We start from the raw sequence: 22,990 nt of genomic DNA on the forward strand, positions 1-22,990 counted from the left end.
CTCCAGCGACTATATCCCCTCCCATGTACGACTATGTCTCCGTAACCACCGCCGACGCCGGTGCACCCACTCCCGTGCGCGACGGCACGATCAAGCTCCACGACGAAGCGGGCTTTGCCGGCATGCGCAAGGCGGGGCGGCTGTCGGCCGAAATCCTCGACGCGCTCGTCCCCTTCGTCCAGCCGGGCGTGACCACCGCGGCGATCGACGACCTCGTCCGCACGATGATGCTCGATGGCGGCGGCATCCCCGCGACGCTCGGCTATCGCGGCTTCACGCATAGTTGCTGCACGAGCATCAACCATGTCGTGTGTCATGGGATCCCCGACAACAAGCCGGTGCGCGAGGGCGACATCGTCAATATCGACGTAACCAGCATCGTCGACGGCTGGCACGGTGACACCAGCCGCATGTATCTGGTCGGCGACGTGCCGATCAAGGCGAAGCGCCTCGTCGAAATCACCTATGAATGCCTGATGCTCGGCATCGAGCAGGCGAAGCCCGGCAACCGAATGGGCGACGTCGCGCACGCGATCCAGACCCACGCCGAGCGGCACCGCTATTCGGTCGTCCGCGATTTCTGTGGCCACGGACTCGGCCAGATGTTCCATGACGCGCCTGAGGTCGTCCACGCCGGGCGACCCGGCACCGGACCCGAGCTGCGCCCCGGCATGTTCTTCACGATCGAGCCGATGATCAACACCGGCAAATATGCGGTGAAGATGCTCGCCGACGGCTGGACCGCGGTCACGCGCGACCGCAGCCTGTCGGCGCAGTTCGAGCACAGCATCGGCATCACCGAAACGGGCTGTGAAATTTTCACCGCGAGCCCCAAGGGGTTGAACGCGCCGCCCTGGAACTAACCTCCTTCTTGATGGGAGAAGGATATGCAGCCTTATCGCGAAGCGATTAGGCGAAGTTGATGAGGGTGATGGCGCGTCCGCGACCGTCTCGGGCCGAACCGCACCCCCCAAGGCTGCGGCTAGCCAGCAAGCTGGATGTCTCGCACCTCCCCCATCGAGCAGGAGAATAAGAGAAGGCCACCCCCTCCACCCCCCATTTTCCTGCTTGCACCCGTCCCCCTTCGCGCGCAGTCTTGACGTTAACGTCAAGCATAGACGAACGGGAGAGCAAGGGATGGCGAAACGGGTCTGGACTGCCGCGCTGCTGGGCGGCGCGGCACTGGCATTGGCTTCATGCAACGCATCGAAGAATGACAGCATCTCGGGCGGCGCGTCGCTCGACGCGGCGGAAAAAGCCAGCGAGACCCTGCTCAAGACCGGCGGCAACGGCGACGATTGGGCCGGCATCGGCTACAGCTATGACGAACAGCGGTTCAGCCCGCTCACCGACATCAACGACCAGAATGTCGGCCAGCTCGGTATCGCCTGGACGGCCGACCTCGACGATGCGCGCGGTCAGGAGGCGACGCCGGTGGTCGTCGACGGCGTGATGTATGTGACGCACGCCTGGTCGAAGGTCAGCGCCTGGGACGCCGCGACCGGCAAGTCCTTGTGGAAATTCGACCCCAAGGTTCCCGGCGAACGTGCCGTCAGCGCCTGCTGCGACGTCGTCAACCGGGGCGTTGCTGTTTGGGGCGATAAGGTCTTCGTCGGCGCACTCGACGGCCGCCTGATCGCGCTCGACAAAAGGACCGGCCAGGAGATCTGGGCGACGCAAACCTTTGACACATCGAAACCCTATACCATCACCGGCGCGCCGCGCGTCGTGAAGGACATGGTGCTGATCGGCAACGGCGGCGCCGAATTCGGGGTGCGCGGCTATGTTACCGCTTACGACGCCGACACCGGCAAGAAGCGCTGGCGCTTCTACACCGCGCCCAATCCGACCAAGGCGAAGGATGGCGCGGCCTCCGACGACATCTTCGCATCGAAAGCCAACGCCACCTGGTCCGACCAGGGCGAGTGGCAGACCTCGGGCGGCGGCGGCACCGTGTGGGACGCGATCGTCTACGACAAGGATCTCGACCAGATCTATCTCGGCGTCGGCAACGGCAATCCGTGGAACCACGGCACGCGCTCGAACGGCGAAGGCGACAACTGGTTCCTCTCTTCAGTCGTCGCGCTCGACGCCATGACGGGCAAGTACAAGTGGCACTATCAGGAGACGCCGGGCGAGACGTGGGACTATACCGCGACCCAGCCGATCATCCTCGCCGAGCAGGCGGTGAACGGCACGCCGACCAAGGTGCTGTACCACGCGCCGAAAAACGGCTTCTTCTTCACCATCGACCGCAACAACGGCAAGCTGATCGACGCCAAGCCTTTCGTCGACGGGATCAACTGGGCCACCGGCTACGACATGGCGACGGGCCGCCCGATCGAGACGCCTGAATCGCGCTTCTACAAGACCGGCAAGCCGTTCATCGCGATCCCCGGCGCGCTCGGCGCGCATAATTGGCACCCGATGAGCTACAATCCCGCAACCGGCCTCGTCTATATTCCGGCGCAGCAGATCCCGCAGGGCTATCTCGCCGACATGACCGAACTCGACAAGCGCAAGGTCGTCGGCTTCAACATCGGCGCGTCGCTCACCGCAACGATGCTGCCCGACGACAAGGCGGCGTATCGCGCCGCGGTCGCCGCGACCACCGGCCGCCTCGTCGCCTTCGATCCGCGCACCGGCAAGGTCGCCTGGGCGGTCGACCATCCCGCGGCATGGAACGGCGGCACGATGACCACCGCGGGCAACCTCGTCTTCCAGGGCACCAGCCTCGGCCGCTTCCGCGCCTATGCCGCCGACACGGGCAAGCAGTTGCTCGACCTCGACATGCAGTCGGGGATCGTCAGCGCGCCCTCGACCTTCCGCGTCGGCGGCGTCCAGTACATCGCCTTCCAGACGAGCAAGGGCGGCGCCTTCCCGCTCGTCGCGGGTGTCGCGGGCGGCGCAACGCGCAAGATCCCGAACATCCCGCGCCTGATCGTGCTCAAGATCGGCGGCACGATGAAGCTCCCCGCCCCGCCGCCGACGACGACTCTCGCGTGGAACCCGCCGCCGATGACCGCATCGCCGGCACAGGTCGCCGCGGGCAAGGCGCATTTCGGGCGCTATTGCATCGTCTGCCACGGCGACAGCGCGATCGGCAACGGCTTCACCCCCGACCTCCGCGTCTCGGGCACGCTCGCCAATGCCGATGCGTGGAAGGGCGTGGTGATCGGCGGCGCGCTGAAAGACCGCGGCATGGTGAGCTTCGCGAACGTACTCACCCCCGCCGATGCCGAGGCGATTCGCGCCTATGTCATCGAGCGGTCGAACTGGACTAAAGCCAATCTGGCGGACTCAGCGGCGCCGATGGGGCGCTGATATCCCGATCCTCCCTGTGGCCGCAGGCCATGGGGAGGATCAATCGAGGCCTGCTGCCGCTTTTTTAGGCACCGCAACCGCCGCTTTGCTCACCCCTTAAGCACCGCCGCAAATTCGTTTCAAATTTCTTACCAAAACCCCGCGATTCGCCAATTGGCACGGCTTTTGATTGGTGCAAGATGGCGGGACATCGCACCGACTCGACGGCAGACCGGACCAGGCACGCCTGATCCGGCTTGACGCGCAAGGAGCGGCGGCCAGCCCAAAGGGGGACGAAAAGCGTGAAGAAGATTGAGGCGATCATCAAGCCGTTCAAGCTCGACGAAGTGAAGGAAGCGCTGCACGAAGTCGGTGTCAGCGGCATCACTGTCACTGAAGCCAAGGGTTTCGGCCGGCAAAAGGGCCACACCGAACTGTATCGCGGCGCCGAATATGTCGTCGACTTTCTGCCCAAGGTGAAGCTGGAGGTCATCGTCGAGGACTCGATGGCCGAACGCGTCGTGGAGGCGATCGCCGCCGCTGCGCAGACCGGCCGCATCGGCGACGGCAAGATCTTCGTCATTCCGGTCGAGACCGCACTTCGCATCCGCACCGGCGAACGCAACGAGGACGCGCTTTAATCATTCGCATTATTCGAAAACCCGACAATCCCCGGCACGCCGGACCATTTCGCAAGAAGGAAGCATAGACCATGGCTACGAAGCCCAAGGATATCATCGCGCGGATCAAGGAAAACGACATCGAGTGGGTCGACCTGCGCTTCACCGACCCCAAGGGCAAGTGGCAGCATCTGACCATGGTCGCCTCGGTCCTCGGCGAGGACGAACTCGAAGACGGCCTGATGTTCGATGGTTCGTCGATCGAAGGCTGGAAGGCGATCAACGAGTCCGACATGATCCTGAAGCCCGACCTCGACGCCGTCTATGACGATCCCTTCTCGGCGACGCCGATGCTCGTGATCTTCTGCGACATCGTCGAACCGTCGACCGGCGAAGGCTATGCCCGCGACCCGCGCACGACGGCCAAGCGCGCCGAGGCCTATGTTGCCTCGACCGGCATCGGCGACACCGTCTATGTCGGCCCCGAAGCCGAATTCTTCATGTTCGACGACGTCCGTTTCGAAACCGGCTACAACAAGTCGGGCTTCGAGATCGACGATATCGAGCTGCCGACGAACACCGGCCGCGCTTACGAAGGCGGCAACCTCGGCCACCGTCCGCGCGCCAAGGGCGGCTATTTCCCCGTCGCCCCGGTCGACAGCGCCGTCGACATCCGCGCCGAAATGGTCTCGACGATGCTCGAACTCGGCCTGCCGTGCGACAAGCATCACCACGAAGTCGCCGCGGCGCAGCACGAACTCGGCCTGACGTTCGGCACGCTGACCGAAACCGCCGACCGCATGCAGATCTATAAATATGTCGTGCACCAGGTCGCGCACGCTTACGGCAAGACCGCAACCTTCATGCCGAAGCCGATCAAGGACGACAATGGCAGCGGCATGCACACCCACATCTCGATCTGGGAAAAGGGCAAGCCGCTCTTCGCAGGCAATGGCTATGCCGGCCTTTCGGACATGTGCCTCTATTTCATCGGCGGTGTGGTCAAACATGCCAAGGCGCTCAACGCCTTCACCAACCCGACGACGAACAGCTACAAGCGCCTCGTCCCGGGCTTCGAAGCGCCGGTGCTGCTCGCTTATTCGAGCCGCAACCGCTCGGCCTCGTGCCGCATCCCTTATGGTGCGGGCGCCAAGTCGAAGCGCGTCGAATTCCGCTTCCCCGACGCGATGGCGAACCCCTATCTTTGCTATTCGGCGCTGCTGATGGCGGGCCTCGACGGCATCCAGAACAAGATCCACCCGGGCGACCCGATGGACAAGAACCTCTACGACCTGCCGCCCGAGGAACTGAGCGAAGTCCCGACCGTCTGCGCATCCCTGCGCGAAGCGCTCGACAGCCTGATGGCCGATCACGACTTCCTGCTGAAGGGCGACGTGTTCTCGAAGGACCAGATCGAAGCCTATGTCGAGCTGAAGTGGGACGAAGTCTATCGCTTCGAACAGACCCCGAGCCCGGTCGAATTCGACATGTACTACAGCGCCTGATCCCAGCGGTCAGTTACGCCAAGGGAGGGCGTCCGGTTCGGGGGAACCGGGCGCCCTTTCCCTTGGTCGCGACAAGCTCGACGATTTTGAAGAGGTCGGGGAACCCATTTTAGGCGGCGCCGCCACGCATTGTGGTAAACCGGCGGGGTTGCGATCCTTCGGAGCGGGTGGCAGGTTGGCTTCGGGTGGGTTCGATCGCGAAAGGCTGTTTGCCCATGCGGATGCGCGTATTTGTCGCCCTCACCCCCCTGATCATGGCTTCGTGCGGCGGCGGAGGGGATAGCGGTGGTAGCACCCCACCCACGGCGAACGCCCCGCCGACCTTCACTTCGCTGCAGACCGCCAGCGTCGCGGAAAACACGGCCGGCGCCTATCACGCAACCGCGAACGATCCCAATGGCGACGCGCTGACTTTTGCCATCGACGGCGGCGCCGACGCGGCACTGTTTTCGATCACGACCGCCGGGGCGCTGCGTTTCAATGCCGCGCCCGATTACGACCTGCCCGGCGATGCGAATGGCGACAATGTCTATTCCGTCCAGCTGCGCGTCAGCGATGCCAGCGCCAGCGCGACGCAGGCGGTCAACATCACCGTTACCAACAGCCGCGAAGGCATTTCGGTCGCGCGCGTCGGGACCGGCTTCAGCCAGCCGCTCTACGTCGCGCCGATCCCGGGGAGCAGCAACGTCTATGTCGTCGAAAAGGGCGGCAATGTGTACCGCTTCGATCCCGCGAACGGCAACCGAACGCTCGTCCTCGACATCACAGACATTTCGACAAGCGGCGAGCGCGGGCTGCTTGGGCTCGCCGCCTATCCCGATCACGCGACGACGCAGCGGCTGCTCGCCGTCGCGACCGCCGCCGACGGCACGGTACAGGTGCGCCGCTACACGCTCGGCCAGCCGAACAGTTCGACCGTTTACGACATAGTGCTCAGCGTGCCGCATCCGGGCGCCGACAATCACAATGGCGGCTGGATCGGCTTCGGTCCCGACGGCCTCGTCTATGTCGCGGTGGGCGACGGTGGCGGCGGGGGCGATCCCGGCAACAACGCACAAAACACCAATGTCCGGCTCGGCAAGATATTGCGCCTGTCGATCGGCGCGAACGGCAGCACTTATGCGCCCGCGCCCGGCAACCCCTTCCTGTCGGGCGGCGGCGATCCCTATGTCTTTGCCTATGGGCTGCGCAATCCGTTCCGCGCCTCATTCAACGGCTCAACACTGCTGATCGGCGATGTCGGCCAGTCGGCGGTCGAGGAAATCGACATGGTGACGACGACGCAGCCCGGACTCAATTTCGGGTGGCGCTTTCTTGAAGGCACACAGCCCTTTTCGGGCACCGCGCCAGGCGGCCTCACGCCTCCCGTGACCGAATATTTCCGCGGCAACGGTCCGCGGCAAGGCGCAACGGTCACCGGCGGCTATGTCTATCGCGGTCCGGTCACATCGTTGCAGGGTCAATATGTTTTTGCCGATTTCATCGCCGGAAACGTGTGGACCGTCCCCTTCTCCAGCCTCGCCGCCGGACAAACGCTCCCCTCCTCACGCTTTGCACGGCGAAACGAGGATTTTGCGCCCGACGCCGGGACGATCAGCCAGATCGCCTCGTTCGGCGAAGACAGCGCGGGCAACCTCTTCCTGGTCAGCATCGGCGGCGATATTTTCATGGTGCGCCCGGGCTAACCGCTTGCGGCCTTTGGAAGCGCACGGCACAAGCATGCCCCACAGGAGGCCTTCCCATGAAATCATTGCCCTTTGCCGCTCTCGTCGCCCTTCATCTGACGCTCGCCCCCGCCGCGCAGGCGAAGCTGACGAAGGCCGAAAGCGGCATGGCAAAGACGGTCGAGGCCGAACAGCCGCGTTCGCTCGCGCTGCTCGAAAAGCTCGTCAACCAGAACAGCGGCTCGCTGAATCTGGAGGGTGTCGAGAAGGTCGGACAAATGATGCGCGTCGAACTCGAGCCGCTCGGGTTCAAGGTCGAATGGAAGCCGATGACCGACACCGGCCGCGCGGGCCATTTGATCGCGACGCACACCGGCAAGCCCGATGCCAAGCGCCTGCTTCTCATCGCGCATCTCGACACCGTCTTCGAACCCGATTCGCCCTTTCAGAAATTCACAAGGCTGGGCGATATGGGCGAAGGGCCCGGCGCCGGTGACGACAAGGGCGGCATGGTCGTGATCGTCGCGGCGCTCCGTGCGATGCAGGCGGCGGGGACGCTCAAGGACTCCAATATCGAAATCCATATGACCGGCGACGAGGAGGATTCGGGCAGCCCGATCGAGAAAGCGCGCGCCGACCTGATCGCCGCAGGCAAGCGCAGCGACGTCGCGCTCGATTTCGAAGGACTCGTCCGCGACAATGGCGCCGACATGGGCTCGGTCGCGCGCCGCTCGTCGGACAGCTGGACGGTCACCGCGACCGGCAAGAGCGCGCACAGTTCGGGCGTTTTCAGCGCCGCCGCAGGCGATGGCGCGATCTACGAACTGACGCGCATCATCCATCGCTTCCGCACCGAGCTGCCCGAACCGAACCTGACCTTCAACGTCGGGCTGATCGCTGGCGGACAGCAGGCAGAGCTCGACGCAGGCGGCATCCGCGCGACGGTCAATGGCAAGACCAATATCATCGCGCCGATCGCCATCGCGCGCGGCGACCTCCGCGCGCTGTCGCCCGGACAGATCGAGCGCGTGAAGGCGAAGATGGCGGCAATCGTCGCCGAGCATGCGCCCGGCACCGACGCCAAGATCGCCTTCGATCCCGGCGGCTATCCCTCGATGGCGCCGACCGACGGCAATCGCGCGCTGCTGACCAAATTGAACGGCGTGAACCGCGACCTCGGGCTTGCCGAAATGGCGCCGCTCGATCCGCTGAAGCGCGGTGCGGGCGATATCAGCTTCGTCGCCGCCGACGTCGACGGACTCGCGGGGCTCGGGCCGTACAGCACCGGCGACCATGCGCCGGGCGAAGCGGTCGACATCCCCAGTATCGCGCGCCAGGCTACGCGCGCGGCCATATTGATGTCACGCCTTTCGGCTGAAAAGCGTTAGGCTGCCACCTTTCGCAGTTGGCCTTGCTTGATTCATCCGCCACAGTGATTAGGTAGCAAAGCGAGACGGAAACCACCGCCGATTGGGAGACAGAAGATGAGCGACACCGCAACGCACCTCAAGCAGAACTACATCGGCGGCCAATGGGTCGACAGCAAGGGCGGCAAGCCGCACGACGTCATCAACCCCGCGACCGAAGAGGCCGCCTCGACGATCGTCCTCGGCACCGCCGCCGACGTCGACGATGCCGTCGCCGCGGCGCGCGAAGCCTTGAAGAGCTGGTCGCAGACGACGCGTGAGGAACGCCTCGACCTCCTCAACCGCATCGTCGAGGAATATAAGAAGCGTGCCCCCGACCTTGCCAAGTCGATGGCATCGGAAATGGGCGCCCCCGTCAGCTTCGCGGGCACGGCGCAGGTTGGCGCGGGCATCGGCGGCTTCCTCGGCACGATCGCCGCACTCAAGGATTTCGCCTTCACCGAAAAATATGCCGCGGGCGTCATCGCCTATGAACCCATCGGCGTCGTCGGCATGATCACGCCGTGGAACTGGCCGCTGAACCAGATCGCGCTGAAGGTCGCCCCCGCGCTCGCTGGCGGCAACACGATGGTGCTGAAGCCCTCCGAAGAATGCCCCGGCAACGCGACGATCTTTGCCGAGATTCTCGACGCGGCGGGCGTGCCGCCGGGCGTCTTCAACCTCGTCCAGGGCGACGGCCCGACCGTCGGCAACGCGATCAGCGCACACCCTGGCATCGAAATGGTGAGCTTCACCGGCTCGACCCGCGCCGGCATCCTCGTCGCCAAGGCGGCCGCCGACACCGTCAAGCGCGTCCATCAGGAACTCGGCGGCAAGTCGCCGAACATCGTCCTTCCCGACGCCGATTTCGCCGCCGTGCTGCCCCCGACGGTGCAGGGCGTGCTCGTCAACACCGGCCAGAGCTGCATCGCGCCGACGCGCATCCTCGTCCAGAAGGACCGCGAAGCCGAAGCCGTCGGCGTCATCAAGGCGATGTTCGACGGCACGCAGGTCGGCGACCCGATGAGCGAAGGCGGCCACATCGGCCCCGTCGTCAACAAGGCGCAGTTCGACAAGATCCAGGGGCTGATCCAGTCGGCAATCGACGAAGGCGCGACGCTGGAGACCGGCGGCACCGGTCTGCCGTCGAACGTCAACCGCGGCTATTATATCAAGCCGACGGTTTTTTCGGGCGTCACGCGCGACATGCGGATCGCGAACGAGGAAATCTTTGGCCCCGTCGCGACGATCATGGCCTATGGCGACCTCGACGAAGCCGTCGATATCGCCAACGACACCGAATATGGCCTGTCGGCGGTGATCTCGGGCGATCCCGCCAAGGCGGCCGCCGTCGCACCGAAGCTGCGCGCCGGCATGGTTGCGGTCAATGCCTGGGGCCCCGGCCCCGGAGCGGCGTTCGGCGGCTACAAGGCGTCGGGCAACGGCCGCGAAGGCGGTCTGTTCGGGCTCAAGGATTTCATGGAAGTGAAGTCGATCAGCGGCATTCCGGGCTGAACGTGAAAATCCTCCCTGCGCCGAAGGCATGGGGAGGGGGACCGCTCGCGAAGCGAGTGGTGGAGGGGCCGCAACCTTAGCGCAAATGCCCCTCCGTCAGCGCTTCGCGCTGCCACCTCCCCATCGCTTCGCGACGGGGAGGATCATTCCCCTCCCGCAAGCGGGAGGGGTTTTGCTTTGGGCCGATAGCGATTAAGCGCGTCCCCATGACCATGCGCTCGCCCCTCGCCCCCGCCGCCTTCCCTGCCCTCCCCGAAATCGCCGGGGTCACGCGCCGCGTTGCGCGCGCGCAGTACAAGAATTGGGACCGCTGCGACCTCACCTATGTCGAGCTTGCGCCCGGCACGATGGTCGCGGGCGTGTTCACGCGCAATGTCTGTTGCTCGTCCGAAGTCGAGCTAGGCCGCGAACAGGTCAAGGGCGGCTCGGGCCGCGCGCTGATCGTCAACGCCGGCAACAGCAACGCCTTTACCGGCTATCGCGGGCGCGAGGCAGTCGAACAGATCATGGACCAGGTCGCGGCCCACCTCGGCTGCGCCGCGAACGAAGTCTTCGTCAGCTCGACCGGCGTCATCGGCGTGCCCTTGCCCAAAGACCGGGCGCGCGCCGGAGTCGAGGCCGCGCTGACCGCCGAGCCCTGCTCATGGGAAGCCGCCGCCGAAACGATCGGCACCACCGACACCTTCGCCAAGGGTTCGGCCGCGAGCGCGATCGTCGGCGGCCAGATCGTCCATGTCGCCGGCATCGTCAAGGGATCGGGAATGATCGCCCCCGACATGGCGACGATGCTCGGCTATATCTTCACCGACGCTGCCGTCGCGCCCGCGCTCTTGCAGGATATGCTGAGCGAAGCGACCGGCGGCAGCTTCAACAGCATCACCGTCGACAGCGACACCTCGACCAGCGACACGGTGTTGCTCTTCGCGACGGGGCAAGCAGGCAACGCGGTCCTCAACACCCGCGACGATCCGGGGGCCGACGCGCTTTATGCCGCGATCCGCCAAGTCGCACTCGACCTTGCGCAGCAAGTCGTGCGCGACGGCGAAGGCGCGTCGAAATTCATCGAGATACAGGTGACGGGCGCGGTGAGCGACGACAGCGCCAAGCGCGTCGCGCTCGCAATCGCCAATTCGCCGCTGGTGAAAACCGCGATCGCGGGCGAGGACGCCAATTGGGGCCGTGTCGTGATGGCGGTCGGCAAGGCAGGCGAACCTGCCGACCGCGACAAGCTCGCGATCCGCTTCGGCGACCATTGGGTGGCGAAGGACGGGCTGCCCGTCGACGGCTATGACGAAGCGCCGGTCGCGGCGCATCTGAAGGGTCTGGACATCCGCGTCGGCGCCGACCTGGGGTTGGGCGAAGGCCGCGCGACGGTGTGGACATGCGATCTGACGCACGGTTACATCAGCATTAACGCCGATTATCGGAGCTGATACCGCAATATCGTCACCCCGGACTTGATCCGGGGTCCACAACTCACCTTTGCGCGGTCAGCCTGGATCCCGGATCAAGTCCGGGATGACGAAAAAGGATTAAAGCGCGCCTTCGAGCCAGCCTTTGAGCGCGCTCTTCGGCGCAGCGCCGACCTTGGTGTCGGCGATCTCGCCATTTTTGAACAGGATCATCGTCGGGATGCCGCGAACGCCATATTTGGCGGGAGCGTTCGGATGATCGTCGATGTTCAGCTTTGCGATCACGACCTTTTCACCGAGTTCCTCGGCAATCTCCTCAAGCGACGGGCCGATCATCTTGCACGGGCCGCACCATTCGGCCCAGAAATCGACGAGCACGGGGGTGTCGCTGTCGAGGACGTCGGCCTGGAAGCTGTCGTCGCTGATTGCCTTGGTACCCATATCTTGGACTCCTGAAATATCGTTGCACCCAAATTAGGGTGTCGGTGCCTCCGGCTCAAGGGCTGAACCCGGCAAATTCGCCTTGGTTGCCGTCAAGCCCGGCTTGTGTGCATCGAGCAAGGCGTCGTCGAGGCGGATCAACCGGGCTGCCACAGTATAAAGCAGCGCTGCCTCGACGCGCCGGCCCGGAAAAATCACCGCGAGCGCATCGCGATAGGCCGCCATCTGGCGGAGATAGGCGGGCTGAACGTCGACCGCACTCGCCGGAACATGCCGCCCGGTCTTGTAATCGACAACGGTCACCGCCTGATCGGTAATGAGGAGCCGGTCAACGATCCCCGCTACGACGACGCCGTTGACCACAGCCGACAATGGCACCTCGGCGAGCGACCCCGGTCCGAACAGCGCCGCATGCGAGGGGTCCTCCAGAACGCCGATCACCTCGTCGACCATTTTCGCGCGCGCACTTTCATCAAGCGCGGCCGCCTGCGTCGTCAGCCAATGCGCGGCCGCGATGCGCCGCCGTGCGGGCGCCACCGGCGGCAATCGCTCGAACAGCGCATGGAGCAGCAGCCCGCGCTCGACCGCCACCACGCCGTCGCCACCCTGCGGCGGCGATGCGACATCGTCGTCACCCAGCGCCGACGGCGCCAGCGGGCGCGGCGGGCGCGCCTCTTCGGGGGCAGGTTTCAGCGCCCAGTCGGGAATTGCAATCGCCGGCACGGCCACCGCCGGCTTGTCGCGCTGCCGCGCCCATGCCTTGGCATTCACCGCATGAACGCGCTTCTGTCCCCAACGCGGCCCGGCGTCCTGCCAGCCCAGCCCCATGCCCTCCATCACCCCGTCGACCGCCGCGTGCCAGCAGAGCTCGGGCAGCGAGCGATCTTCCTTCTTGGTGATCCCGGTGACGATCAGCAGTTCCTCGGCGCGCGTCATCGCGACGTAGAGCAGCCGCCAATGCTCCTCGATCTCGGCGCGCGCCTTGGCGTCATGCGCCTCGGCAATCCGCCCATGCCGCTCCTCTTTCGGCAGCCCGAACACCGGCAGCCTGTCCCAACCCTCCAGCGAGACGTCGAACCCGCGCTGGCGCTGCACCGGGTCGTCGGTCGCATCGGCAAGGATGACGATCGGCGCCTGCAAGCCTTTGGACCCATGCACCGTCATCACGCGCACGACATTGCTGCGCGCTTCGGTCTGACGTTTGATGTCGGCGCTGCTCGCCTCGACCTCGCTCAGGAAGGCGAGCAGCGAGGGCGTGTGCAACCGCTCGAACGCGAGCGCTTGGTTCAGCAGCTCGTCTATCGGGTCGCGCGCCTCGCGCCCCAGCCGCGCATAGAGCCGCCGCCGTCCCTGCACCGGACCCGACAGCACGCGGTCGAGGAAGCGATAGGGCGTCGTGAAATCGGCCATGCCAAGCAGCCCGCGCAGCGCCATCATCGTCTCCGCCGACACCTCGCCTTCACGCGCGCGGAGTTGCTCCCACAAGGCGCGTTTGCCGCGCCCATGCGCGAAACCGAACAGATCGTCCTGCGACCAGCCGATCAGCGGCGACACGAGCAGCGCGGCGAGGTTGAGATCGTCGAGCGGCTGGATCGCAAAGCGCATCGCCGCCAGCAAATCCTGCACCCCCAGCGGCTGCGTCAGCGCAAAGCGGTCGACACCCGCGACGGGCACGCCCAGCGATTGCAACCGCGCAACGATCCGCGCCGCGAGGTCGCGGCGGCGGCGGACGAGGATCAATATATCGCCCGGCGCGACGCTGCGCCCGTCCTTGCCATGTTCGATCCAGTCGCGGACCTCGTCGGCGATCGCGCGCGACAGACGCAGGCTCGCGGGGTCGCTCGCGGGGGCGAGCGGATCGCCGCCCTCGCTCGCATCCTCGTCGCCGGCCTCCTCATCGCCGGCCTCGGCGGCAAGCGCCTTGCCCACGGGCAACGGCTGCCACAGTTCGACACGCCCCGGATGCTCGCTGCGGAAGGGCAAATGCGGCGGCTCATCGCTCGCCAGCCCCATCAGCTCGGCGCCGCCGCTTCCGACCCATTCATCGACTACGTCGAGCACCGCGGGGCTCGACCGATAATTGGTGACCAGATCGACCTGCGCGAACGGCTGGCCACCGCCCTCGGCCCATTCGCCGAACCGGATGCGCGCCGCCTCGAACGCCGCGGGCTCGGTGCCCTGAAAGCCGAAGATCGCCTGCTTGCGGTCGCCAACGGTGAACATCGTGCGGATCCGCTCGTCCTTCGCGCCCGTGCCGGCGAAAAACTCCTCGGCAAGCGCGGCGACGATCGCCCATTGGCGCGTGTTGGTGTCCTGCGCCTCGTCGACCAAAATATGGTCGGTGCGCTGGTCGAGCTTGAAGCGCACCCATTCGCCGAACTGGCCGAGCCGCAGCAACGACCCCGCAATCGCGATCAGATCGTCGAAATCGGCCAGCCCGCCCTCGCGCTTCGCCAGTGCATAGGCCTCGGCAAAGCGGCTCCCCAAATCCCACGCAGCGGCCAGATCGTCGGCGACCTGCATCGCCCGCATCGTCGCCATCAGCTCGCCAATCGCCGCCGCGACGCATTCGGCCGAGCCAAGGCAGTCGCCCATCTGCTTGCCGGGGGTCAGGTAATGTGCGGCGATGTCGCCATCCTTTTTGACGATCGCGCCCAGCACATCGCCCAGCATCGTGGCGCGCGCGGCTGGGTCGGCGGCGAGCCACGCCGCCATCGTCCCGGCGCGTGCGACACCCGTCGCGCTGCCCCAGGTGCGCCCGACGGTGGCAATCGCGGAAATATCGGCATCGGCAATCGCACCCGCGCCAAGGCGCGTGACGAGCCATGCCTCTGCATCGCCATCGGGCAGCCCCAGCGCCGCGCGCAGATCATGCCCGCGCGGCGGCAATATCCGCGTCTGGAACGGCGCGGCAAAGGCGTGGGCGCAGCGCACGAGAAACGTCATCGCGGCGTCCTGCCCCATCCGCCGCGACAGCATCGCCGCATGGCGGCGCATCGCATCGCCCTCGATGCCCAGTTCCGAAAGCAGCTTGCCCATCACCTGCCGCTGCAAATCGGCCGCCTCGCCCTCTTCGAGCGCCCGGAACCCCGGCATGATCTTCGCCTCGAGCGGAAAGCTCGCAAGCAAGGTCTGACAGAAACTGTGGATCGTCTGCACGCGGATCGCCCCCGGTGCGCTGTCGATCACCGTTGCGAACAGCGACCGCGCGCGGTCGAGAATGCCCGGCTGCTGCCAGTCGGCGCCCAAAGCGCGCAGGTCGAGCCGCAAATCGCCATCGTCCATCCGCACCCACAGCGCCAGCCGCTCGTGAATGCGGTGCGCCATTTCGGCGGCGCCCGCCTTGGTAAAGGTGATGCACAGGATCGCATCGGGCGCGACCCCCGCGAGCATCAGCCGCAGCACGCGCGCCGACAATACCTGCGTCTTGCCCGTCCCCGCCGACGCGCCGAGCCAGACATGGTCGCCCGGCTCCGCCGCCGCCTGCTGGCCGGGATCAAGGTCATGGAGCCGCGTCATGGCGCATCGCCCCCGCGCCCGAACCATTCGTCGCGGCGCATCAGCTGGTCGTAATCGGTAAAGCGCTTGGCATTGTCGCCCGGCGCAAACACGCCGTCGCCCAGCAGATAGGCGGCGGTCAATTCGGCAAACGCATCATAAGCGCGCGCAACTGCCTCCTCGGCGGTCTTGAGCTTGCGCCGGCTCCCATGCGTCGGCGCGATGCTGCCGTCGATGCCCTTGGCGCGGTCGGCCTTGAGGCTCCAATATTCGAGTGCATTGATCGGTCCGGCCGCCACGCCGTCGACCTTCCCCATTTCGGCGAGCAGCCCGAGCAGCCCCAATTGATTGTCGAGCCCGTCGAACGCCGCGCTCCCGCTCGGCGTCGCGCCGGTCTTGTAATCGACGATCGCGAGGCTTCCGTCGGCCAGCCGGTCGATCCGGTCGGCCTTGCCCGTCAGACGAATGCCATCAAGTTCATGCACGCCCGTCACCTCAGTCGCGACCGGCTCGCGACCGTCGGCGCGCGCCGCCCACACGCGCTCGGCGGCCCAGCGCAATGCGGGCTCGATCCGCGGGAACCAGAAAGCGCGCGCGAGCGCATCGAGCGCCGGATCATCGAGCAGGCGGGCGAGTTCGGCCTCCAGCGCTTCGGGCGTCGCCCCGGCGCGCTGCCAATCCTCCAGAAACGCATGGACGCGCGTGCCGAGCCAGCGCGGATCGGGCCCGGCGCGCAGCGGATCGAGCACCGAAAGCCGCAGGATGCGCCCGGCATAAAAAGCGTATGGATCCTTCGCGAGCAGGTCGACGCCGGTCACGCTGATCTGCCCCGGCCGCGCGTCGGCGGGCGGCTGCGGCTGCGGCATAAGCGCGGGCGCGATCGGCCCCGGCGGCACGTCGAGCGCCGCCGCCAGCGCCGCCACGCTCTTGCTACCCACGCGCGCCTCGGGCAAGTCGCCCGCGAGCGCGGCGAGCCGCAACCAGAAGCGCGACGCGACCGCCGGATCGCCGCCGCTGCGCATCGCGCGCGTCACCACCACCTCGCGCGCCGCGAACGCCCCCGCGAAGTCATGCGCCGCCGCGCCCTGCTGGCGTTCAGGCGCGGCGAGCCCGAGCATCCGGCGGATGCCCGGCGCAAGCCAGGGGTCGGGGCTCTGCTGTTGCGGCCAGCGGCCCTCGTCGAGCCCACCGAGAATCATCACATCGGCGCGCTGCAACCGCGCTTCGAGCAAGCCCCAGATGAACAGCCGCGGGTGCCCGCCATAGGGCGGCCGTACGCTCTCGCCCGACAACAGGTCGGTCAGCATCGCCGGGAAGTCGGCGGGCGCGACGAGCGCGGGCCCCTCGCCCTTCGCGAGCGACCAGCGGTCGAAAATCTCGGACAGCGCGCGCCCGGCATGGCCGGTCCACGCGCCCTCGCCGGTCAACCAGCCGAGCGCCGCCTGCAAAGCACCGAGCAGGACCGACGGCGGCGCGGGCGCGCCCGCCGCGAAAGGAGCCAGCGCCGCGCCCAGCCCCGCCGCAACATCGGCCCACCAATCGCCGATCAGCGTCGCCGCACCATGGCCGCGCGCCTTCGCATCGGCCGCGCGTTCGGCGATCCGCATCGTCACCCCATCCCAACCCGGCACCAGCCCCGGCCCGCGCAGCACAAGGTCGAGCCGCCGCACCTGATCGAGCCAGCCGAGCCGCCCCTCGCCCGCGCGCACCAGCGGATGCCCGAGCAGCGCCACGAGCCGCACCGGATCGAACGCCGCCGCAAATTCCGCCAGCGCGAGCAGCAGCGCGCCCGGCGGCGTCTGCCCCAGCGGCTGCCCCGCGCTGTCGTCGACCGCTATGTCCCAGCGCGCGAGCGCGGCCGCGACGCGCGCCGCCAGCGCACGATCGGGGGTGACCAGCGCGACGGTGCGTGCCGGCGTTTCGAGCGCGTGGCGCATCATCAGCGCGATCCCCTGCGCCTCCTGCCCGTCGTCGCCGAACACCGCGGCGCTGACCCCGGCGATGCCGGGCCTCAGATCGCCCGCCTGCTGCCAGCGCGCGGTATAAGCGGCGGGCGCGAAGAGCAGCGAAGTGAAGGGCGCGCGCGCATCGGGGCCGTCGAAGGGCGAGGTCGCGTCCCACGACTGCACTTCGCCCCGCGACACACCCATGCGCCCGAGCAGCAGCTTCAGATGATATTGCGGGTGCGTCTCGAGCGGGCGTTCATGGGACTTCTCGGGGTCGGCTTTCACCGGCCCGAGCGCATCCCACTCCTCGCCCGCCATATCGAGGTCGAGCCCCGGCAGCACGACCATGCCCTCGGCCAGATCGGCGACGGTGCGCAGCAGCCGCGCGATCGCGGGCGCCGCCGTCGTCACGCCCGCCGCCACCACGAAGCGCGCCGGCGGCGCGACGCGCCATCCCCTGCTCACGCGCGCGAGCAGGTGATTGCGGCGATCGGCACGGTCGATATGCCCCGTCGCGGCGAGCAGCCCCGGCCATTGGTCGACGAGCAGCGACAGCCGCCGCCACGACGCCTGCCAATGCCCGGCAAGGTCGCCGAGCGCGCTTTCGATATCGGCGAGCCGCGCGGGCGCGACCTCCTCATAATGCAGTTGATCGATCACGCGCCCCAGCCCCTCGGCAAGCTGGAATGCCGCCGCGCCGGTGATCGGCTCTTCGCCCGCCGGATTATGTTTCTCGATCAGGCCGGCGAGCATCAGCCGCCGTTTCAGCGCGTCGATCGCGGGCGGGATTGCATCGCTCTCGTCGATCGGGTCGAGCGCGAGCGCGACGCTTTCGTCAAGATCGGCGTCGCCGATCACCGCGAGCCGCGGCATCAGCAGCCCGGAGCCGCCAGCGCGCACGAACGCCGCGTGCACGGCGCTTCGCGCGCGATTGCTCGGCAGCACGATCAGGCCCTGCGCCAGCCCCAGCGCGCCGTCGGCGTAGCGCGCGATCAACCCGGCGGCGAGCGCGTCGGCAAAGGCCCGCTGGACGGGGATGGAGTAAATGGTGGGTTTGTCGTCAGCCATCCGTCAAAGCGGCTTCGGTCGGCGCGATGCTCGCCGGGGTGCCGACATCGAACCACTGCCCCATGTGCGACAGGCCATAAAGCCGCCCTGCCGCGATCGCGCGTTCCCACAGGATGTTGGTCGAAAACGCCCCTTCGGGTGCACCGTCGAGAAAGCGCCGCGAGATGAGCTGGATGCCCGTATAGACAAAGGGTGCGATATGCCCCGGCTTGCGCCGCGACAGCCGCCCCGCCGGGTCCATGTGGAAATCGCCGCGCCCGCCATGCCCGGTCGCGCTCGCCTGCCGGATCACCAGTAGCAGCGCATCCATCTTTGCGCCGTCCCAATGGCGCGCGAGATGGCGGATGCTGTCCTGCGGTCCGTCGGTCCAGATATTGTCACTGTTGACGATCAGGATCGGGTCGCCGCGAAGCTGCGGCAGCGCCTTGACCATCCCGCCGCCCGTTTCGAGCAGCAGGTCGCGCTCGTCCGAAATCGCGATCGTGAACTCGCGCTTTTGCGCCGCGAGATGCGCTTCGAGCGCATCGGCGAGATAATGGACGTTGACGACGACATGCTCGACACCCGCCGCCTCGATACGGTCGAGGCTATGGTCGATCAGCGCCTTGCCCGCGACACGCACCAGCGGTTTCGGCCGGGTGGCAGTAAGAGGACGCATGCGCTTTCCCAGCCCCGCCGCCATCACCATCGCGCTTTCGATCTTCACGCTCACAACCAAGCCTCCGCCCGTTTCGAAGCGGGGACATTGGCGTCGAACCATTGCCGAACGGGGACAAGCGACGGATGCGCCAGATCGCGCTCGAGCAGCCCCCACATGCGCGGCTGGAAACTTTTGTAATGCGGCTTGTTGTCGCGTTTCCACAGCCGGACGAAGACGCCGAGGATGCGCGTGTTGCGCTGCGCCGCGAGCGCCCAATAGGCCGCCTCGATATCCTGCCCGGTCGCCGCCTGATAGCGCGCGAGCATCGCGGTCTCGACCGCCGGACTGACATCGCGCCGCGCATCTTCGAGCACCGAGGCGAGATCATAGGCCGGATGGCCGACGCGCGCATCCTGGAAATCAAGCAGCCCATAATGGCCGATGCCGTCCCTGCCCGGCACCAGCATGATATTTTCGGCATGATAGTCGCGCAGCACCGTGACGCGCGGCAGGCCGTCCTGCTCGACGGGCGTCAGCACCTCGGCCCACGCGGCGCGAAACGCCTCACGATCGACCGCGATGTCGAAGGCTGGGCAATACCAGTCGCTGAACAGCTCCACCTCGCCCAGCCATTGATCGAGCCCGTGCGCGGGCAGCCCGTCCATCGGGGGCCGCGCGTGCAGGTGGACGAGCAGGTCGGTCACCCCCGCATAATAGTCGGCCTCGGTATGCGGCGCCTCGTCGACCGTTTCGCGCAGCCGCACATCGCCGAAATCGTCGATCAGCAGCAGGCCCTGCTTCAGATCGCGCGCGATGATCGTCGGCGCGGTCAGCCCCTGTTCGCAGAGGAATTCGGCGACCGCGATGAACGGCCGCGGATCCTCGTGCGGCGGCGGCGCGTCCATCAGCACCGCCTGCCGGTCGCCATCGACGATGCGAAAGTAACGGCGGAACGACGCATCGCCGGCAAGCGGCAAAATCCGGGCATCGCCCCAGCCATGCGCGGCAAGAAAGGCGGGCGCATGGGGGGGCGGTATCATCAAAGCGGCCATCTTGCTCCCCAAGCGGGCGGCACCACCGCTGTCAAGACGCGCGCGTCGCCGTCGCCCGAAATCGCGAGCAACAATGCTTCGGGCCATCCCCCCTCGCCAAGCCGTTCGGGCCACTCGATCAGCAGCGCGCCGTCGTAAAGATAATCGTCGAGCCCGAGTTCGATCAGCTCGCGCTCATCCTCGATCCGATAGAGATCGACATGCGCGATGGGAAGGTCGACTTCGGGCGGCGCATAGGGCTGGACGATCGCAAAGGTCGGGCTCGGCGCCTCGCCCGCGAGCCCGCGCGCCTTCAGCATCGCGCGCGCCAGCGTCGTCTTGCCCGCGCCCAGGTCGCCGGACAACGCGACGACATCGCCCGCCATCAACGCGCCGCCGATCGCCGCGCCGATCCGCGCGGCGTCGTCGAGGGTGTAGTCGAAACGGTAATTCATGCGCCCCGCGGCAAGCTGATCCGCACGAGCGTGCCCTGCCCCTGCTCGCTCACGACTTCCATCGTGCCGCCGTGCGCCGCGACCAGCTGGCGCGCCAGCGCGAGACCGATGCCGCCCGACGCCGTTCCCGCCTGCTCGCCCTTGGTGACCGCCGCGACCGCCTCGGGCATGCCGGGGCCATTGTCCGACACGATGATGTCGACCCCGCGTGCGTCGCCATCGGCATGGAGCAGCACGCGCCCGCCGGTCTTGCGCGCCGGAACGGTATAGCGGACCGCATTGTCGAGCAGCCCCGCGACCAGCCGCGACAACCGCGGCGCATCGCCCTCGATGCTGCCAAGGTCAGACGACAGATTGCCGACGAGTTCGATCTTTTCGGCTTTGGCCAGGATTTTGGCGTCGGCGAGCGCGCCTTCGAGCAACGTGCGGACATCGACCGGCGCGCGCTCGATCGCGAGCGTCCCCGCCTCGCCTTGCGCAAGGTCTAGGACATTGTCGATCTGGCGCCCGAGGACACCGACCGAATCCATGATTGCGTCGATATAGGCGCGCTGCTGGTCGCCGAGTTTCCCGGCATAGCCCGCCTGCAACATCTCGCCGAACCCGCCGATCGAGGTCAGCGGGGTGCGCAGTTCATAGCTCATCCGCGACAGGAAGGCGGTCTTGACCTGATCGGCCGCCTCCAGCGCCTCGTTGCGCTCGCGCAGCGCCCCCTCCATCTTCCGGCTCGGGGTGATGTCGAGCATGATCAGCAGCGCATTGCCGTCGGGCAGCGGGATCGAGGCGAAATCGAAATGGCGGCCATCGGCGAAACTGATTTCGCCGCCGCGTTGTTGCCGCTCCAATGTCGCGGCGCGGATCACTTCCTGCACGATGCTGATCTGGTTCGGTTTCACCAGCCGGTCGGCCAGCCCGCCCATCAACGCATCGACGCGCGGATGCGCCGCCAGCGTCCCCTCGTCGATGCCCCACAGCCGGCGGAATCGCTGGTTCCACAAATGCAGCCGCCCGTCGGGGGCAAACACCGCGATCGCCTCGAACAGATTGTCGAAGGTCGCAGTGCGGACGCGCAGCAGCGTGTCGCGCGCGCCGGCAAGCTGCACCTGCTCGGTCTTGTCCTCGGCGATCAGCAGCAGGCCGCCGTCGGGGGTCGGCTGGGCGACGACGTGGAGGTGCGTGCCGTCGCGCAGCAGCCAGTCCTCCTCGCTAGCGCCGGGCTGCGCGAACCAGTCGACATGCGCCTGCCGCCATTCGGGATAATTGCGCACCTCGGGCGTCCGCCCGCCCTCGCGCCACGCATCGAGCAGGCGGGCAAAGGGTGCCGCCTCGGCCACTTCGTCGGCTTCGATCCCGAACAGGCGGCGGAAGGGCAGATTGGCAAAGGCCAGTCCCTGGTCCGGGCCGAACTGCGCGACGGCTGCCGAGAGCCGGTCGAGCAACTCGCGCTGGGTATCGACAAAGCGGCGATGCGCCCCGCGCTCGCTTTCCAGCTCCTGAATGTCGATCGCATAGCCCGCGATCCCGATCACCCGGCCGCCCTCGGGGGCCAGCGGCACGTCAACGACGCGCATGATCCGGCGCTCGCCCTCGATCGTCACCGGGATGGTGCGAACCTGCGCCGATCCGGCGGCGCGCGCATCGTCGGCCGCTTCGGCGGCGCTCACCCCCGCGACGGTTTCGCACAGCTCGACCCCGCCATCGATCACCGCGGCGGCGTTTTTCGCCTCGACCGCGCGGACATAGGCCTTGTTGACCAGCGCGAGCGCGAGATCGGTGTCGCGGAACCACATCGGGAACGGCGCCGCCTCGATCAGCCCCGACAGCGCCTCGAACGCCGCCATCGCCTCGTCGCGTTCGCTGCGGGCATGCGCCAGCGCCTGCTGTCCGTCGGTCGCATCGCTCAGCCAGAGCAGCACGCCGCCCGGCCCGCCGACGGCGTTCGGCGCCGCAGCGCCATGGACGATGATCGTGCGGTGGCTGCCCTCGGGCCGCAGGCTCAGCGTGAAGGGTTTGGCGCCGCGCTGCGCGCCAAGGATCGCCTGCCGCAGCGCATCATGGCCCGTGGCATCCAGCCCACTTCCGAGCCCGCGCAGCTCGTCGAAATTGCGCGGGCCTTGGGCAAGCCCCAGCCAGCGGCCGAGCCGCTCGCTCGCCTCGATCCGCCAGTCGGCGCGGATGATCACGGGAAGCTGCGGCGACGCCTCGACCAGGCTCGCGAGCCGTTCGGCCTGCCCCGCGACGAATGCCGATCGGCGCTGCATCGCGATCCCGCGCACGGTCGCCCACAATCCGGCGAGCAGCCAGAGTGCAGCGAACAGGCCGAGCGCGAACAAAAACGCCGGGGAAAGCGATCCGCTCATCCCGTCTTATGTCCTCGCTTGTCCGGATGTCCCGCGCGCATGATCGCTTGCCCTAAAGGCGATAGAGTCATGTTTCAATCGCATGTCACAGCGAAACGGCGCGTCCCATCCTCGGATGGGCGCGCC

15 protein-coding genes are annotated in these 22,990 nt (G+C 67.1%); 8 read left to right on the forward strand and 7 right to left on the reverse strand.

Going from position 1 to position 22,990, the window contains the following annotated elements:
• The first annotated feature begins 23 nt into the window (after positions 1 to 23).
• From map to argJ, 8 genes are all read left to right on the forward strand, one after another.
• Positions 24 to 863, forward strand: a complete 840-nt coding sequence (gene map, locus SKP52_RS17670) for a type I methionyl aminopeptidase (RefSeq protein WP_039576933.1) — start codon at positions 24 to 26, stop codon at positions 861 to 863.
• 274 nt (positions 864 to 1,137) lie between these two features.
• A complete protein-coding gene (locus tag SKP52_RS17675) occupies positions 1,138 to 3,324 on the forward strand; it encodes a PQQ-dependent dehydrogenase, methanol/ethanol family (RefSeq protein ID WP_039576934.1) in 2,187 nt (728 codons plus the stop codon).
• A gap of 281 nt (positions 3,325 to 3,605) precedes the next feature.
• On the forward strand, positions 3,606 to 3,944 hold the full coding sequence (locus SKP52_RS17680) for a P-II family nitrogen regulator (RefSeq protein WP_037518110.1): 339 nt from the start codon (positions 3,606 to 3,608) through the stop codon (positions 3,942 to 3,944).
• 71 nt (positions 3,945 to 4,015) lie between these two features.
• Positions 4,016 to 5,428, forward strand: a complete 1,413-nt coding sequence (gene glnA / locus SKP52_RS17685) for a type I glutamate--ammonia ligase (protein WP_039576937.1) — start codon at positions 4,016 to 4,018, stop codon at positions 5,426 to 5,428.
• A gap of 221 nt (positions 5,429 to 5,649) precedes the next feature.
• Positions 5,650 to 7,113 (forward strand): PQQ-dependent sugar dehydrogenase, encoded by a 1,464-nt coding sequence (locus tag SKP52_RS17690; RefSeq protein ID WP_228383691.1) that lies wholly within the window; start codon positions 5,650 to 5,652, stop codon positions 7,111 to 7,113.
• A gap of 56 nt (positions 7,114 to 7,169) precedes the next feature.
• The gene (locus SKP52_RS17695) at positions 7,170 to 8,480 is read left to right on the forward strand and encodes a M20/M25/M40 family metallo-hydrolase (protein ID WP_039576938.1); all 1,311 of its coding nucleotides are present in this window, start codon (positions 7,170 to 7,172) and stop codon (positions 8,478 to 8,480) included.
• A 96-nt stretch (positions 8,481 to 8,576) separates the two neighbouring features.
• On the forward strand, positions 8,577 to 10,013 hold the full coding sequence (locus SKP52_RS17700; protein WP_039576939.1) for an aldehyde dehydrogenase family protein: 1,437 nt from the start codon (positions 8,577 to 8,579) through the stop codon (positions 10,011 to 10,013).
• Positions 10,014 to 10,219: 206 nt separating this feature from the next.
• A complete protein-coding gene (gene argJ / locus SKP52_RS17705; RefSeq protein WP_039576941.1) occupies positions 10,220 to 11,446 on the forward strand; it encodes a bifunctional glutamate N-acetyltransferase/amino-acid acetyltransferase ArgJ in 1,227 nt (408 codons plus the stop codon).
• Positions 11,447 to 11,545: 99 nt separating this feature from the next.
• Here the strand turns inward: argJ and trxA are convergent, their stop codons facing one another.
• From trxA to SKP52_RS17740, 7 genes are read right to left on the reverse strand one after another with little or no spacing between them, the layout of a single operon-like run.
• Positions 11,546 to 11,866, reverse strand: a complete 321-nt coding sequence (gene trxA, locus SKP52_RS17710) for a thioredoxin TrxA (RefSeq protein ID WP_039576944.1) — start codon at positions 11,864 to 11,866, stop codon at positions 11,546 to 11,548.
• A gap of 33 nt (positions 11,867 to 11,899) precedes the next feature.
• Positions 11,900 to 15,385 (reverse strand): double-strand break repair helicase AddA, encoded by a 3,486-nt coding sequence (gene addA / locus SKP52_RS17715; protein ID WP_039576948.1) that lies wholly within the window; start codon positions 15,383 to 15,385, stop codon positions 11,900 to 11,902.
• Positions 15,382 to 18,378, reverse strand: a complete 2,997-nt coding sequence (addB, locus tag SKP52_RS17720; RefSeq protein ID WP_039576951.1) for a double-strand break repair protein AddB — start codon at positions 18,376 to 18,378, stop codon at positions 15,382 to 15,384. The genes addA and addB overlap by 4 nt, the downstream gene beginning before the upstream one ends.
• Positions 18,371 to 19,090 carry a nucleotidyltransferase family protein gene (locus SKP52_RS17725; RefSeq protein WP_039576954.1) on the reverse strand — a complete coding sequence of 240 codons (720 nt, stop codon included), beginning with the start codon at positions 19,088 to 19,090 and terminating at the stop codon, positions 18,371 to 18,373. The genes addB and SKP52_RS17725 overlap by 8 nt, the downstream gene beginning before the upstream one ends.
• The gene (locus SKP52_RS17730) at positions 19,087 to 20,058 is read right to left on the reverse strand and encodes an aminoglycoside phosphotransferase family protein (protein WP_039576957.1); all 972 of its coding nucleotides are present in this window, start codon (positions 20,056 to 20,058) and stop codon (positions 19,087 to 19,089) included. Before SKP52_RS17730 ends, SKP52_RS17725 begins: the two co-directional genes overlap by 4 nt.
• Complete coding sequence (gene tsaE / locus SKP52_RS17735) at positions 20,058 to 20,504, reverse strand: tRNA (adenosine(37)-N6)-threonylcarbamoyltransferase complex ATPase subunit type 1 TsaE (protein WP_039576959.1); 447 nt, start codon at positions 20,502 to 20,504, stop codon at positions 20,058 to 20,060. The genes SKP52_RS17730 and tsaE overlap by 1 nt, the downstream gene beginning before the upstream one ends.
• Positions 20,501 to 22,864, reverse strand: coding sequence for a PAS domain-containing sensor histidine kinase (locus tag SKP52_RS17740; protein WP_039576961.1), 2,364 nt, complete (start codon positions 22,862 to 22,864; stop codon positions 20,501 to 20,503). The genes tsaE and SKP52_RS17740 overlap by 4 nt, the downstream gene beginning before the upstream one ends.
• Positions 22,865 to 22,990: the final 126 nt, after the last annotated feature.

The organism is Sphingopyxis fribergensis (assembly GCF_000803645.1).
Classification (GTDB): Bacteria; Pseudomonadota; Alphaproteobacteria; order Sphingomonadales; family Sphingomonadaceae; genus Sphingopyxis; species Sphingopyxis fribergensis.

Bases quoted from the DNA above. Each gene is read 5' to 3' on its own strand.
- map (WP_039576933.1), top strand. From the start codon at position 24: ATGTACGACTATGTCTCCGTAACCACCGCCGACGCCGGTGCACCCACT.
- addB (WP_039576951.1), bottom strand. From the start codon at position 18,378: ATGGCTGACGACAAACCCACCATTTACTCCATCCCCGTCCAGCGGGCC.
- tsaE (WP_039576959.1), bottom strand. From the start codon at position 20,504: ATGAATTACCGTTTCGACTACACCCTCGACGACGCCGCGCGGATCGGC.
- addA (WP_039576948.1), bottom strand. From the start codon at position 15,385: ATGACGCGGCTCCATGACCTTGATCCCGGCCAGCAGGCGGCGGCGGAG.
- SKP52_RS17740 (WP_039576961.1), bottom strand. From the start codon at position 22,864: ATGAGCGGATCGCTTTCCCCGGCGTTTTTGTTCGCGCTCGGCCTGTTC.
- SKP52_RS17690 (WP_228383691.1), top strand. From the start codon at position 5,650: ATGCGCGTATTTGTCGCCCTCACCCCCCTGATCATGGCTTCGTGCGGC.
- glnA (WP_039576937.1), top strand. From the start codon at position 4,016: ATGGCTACGAAGCCCAAGGATATCATCGCGCGGATCAAGGAAAACGAC.
- SKP52_RS17675 (WP_039576934.1), top strand. From the start codon at position 1,138: ATGGCGAAACGGGTCTGGACTGCCGCGCTGCTGGGCGGCGCGGCACTG.
- SKP52_RS17730 (WP_039576957.1), bottom strand. From the start codon at position 20,058: ATGATACCGCCCCCCCATGCGCCCGCCTTTCTTGCCGCGCATGGCTGG.
- SKP52_RS17700 (WP_039576939.1), top strand. From the start codon at position 8,577: ATGAGCGACACCGCAACGCACCTCAAGCAGAACTACATCGGCGGCCAA.
- trxA (WP_039576944.1), bottom strand. From the start codon at position 11,866: ATGGGTACCAAGGCAATCAGCGACGACAGCTTCCAGGCCGACGTCCTC.
- argJ (WP_039576941.1), top strand. From the start codon at position 10,220: ATGACCATGCGCTCGCCCCTCGCCCCCGCCGCCTTCCCTGCCCTCCCC.
- SKP52_RS17695 (WP_039576938.1), top strand. From the start codon at position 7,170: ATGAAATCATTGCCCTTTGCCGCTCTCGTCGCCCTTCATCTGACGCTC.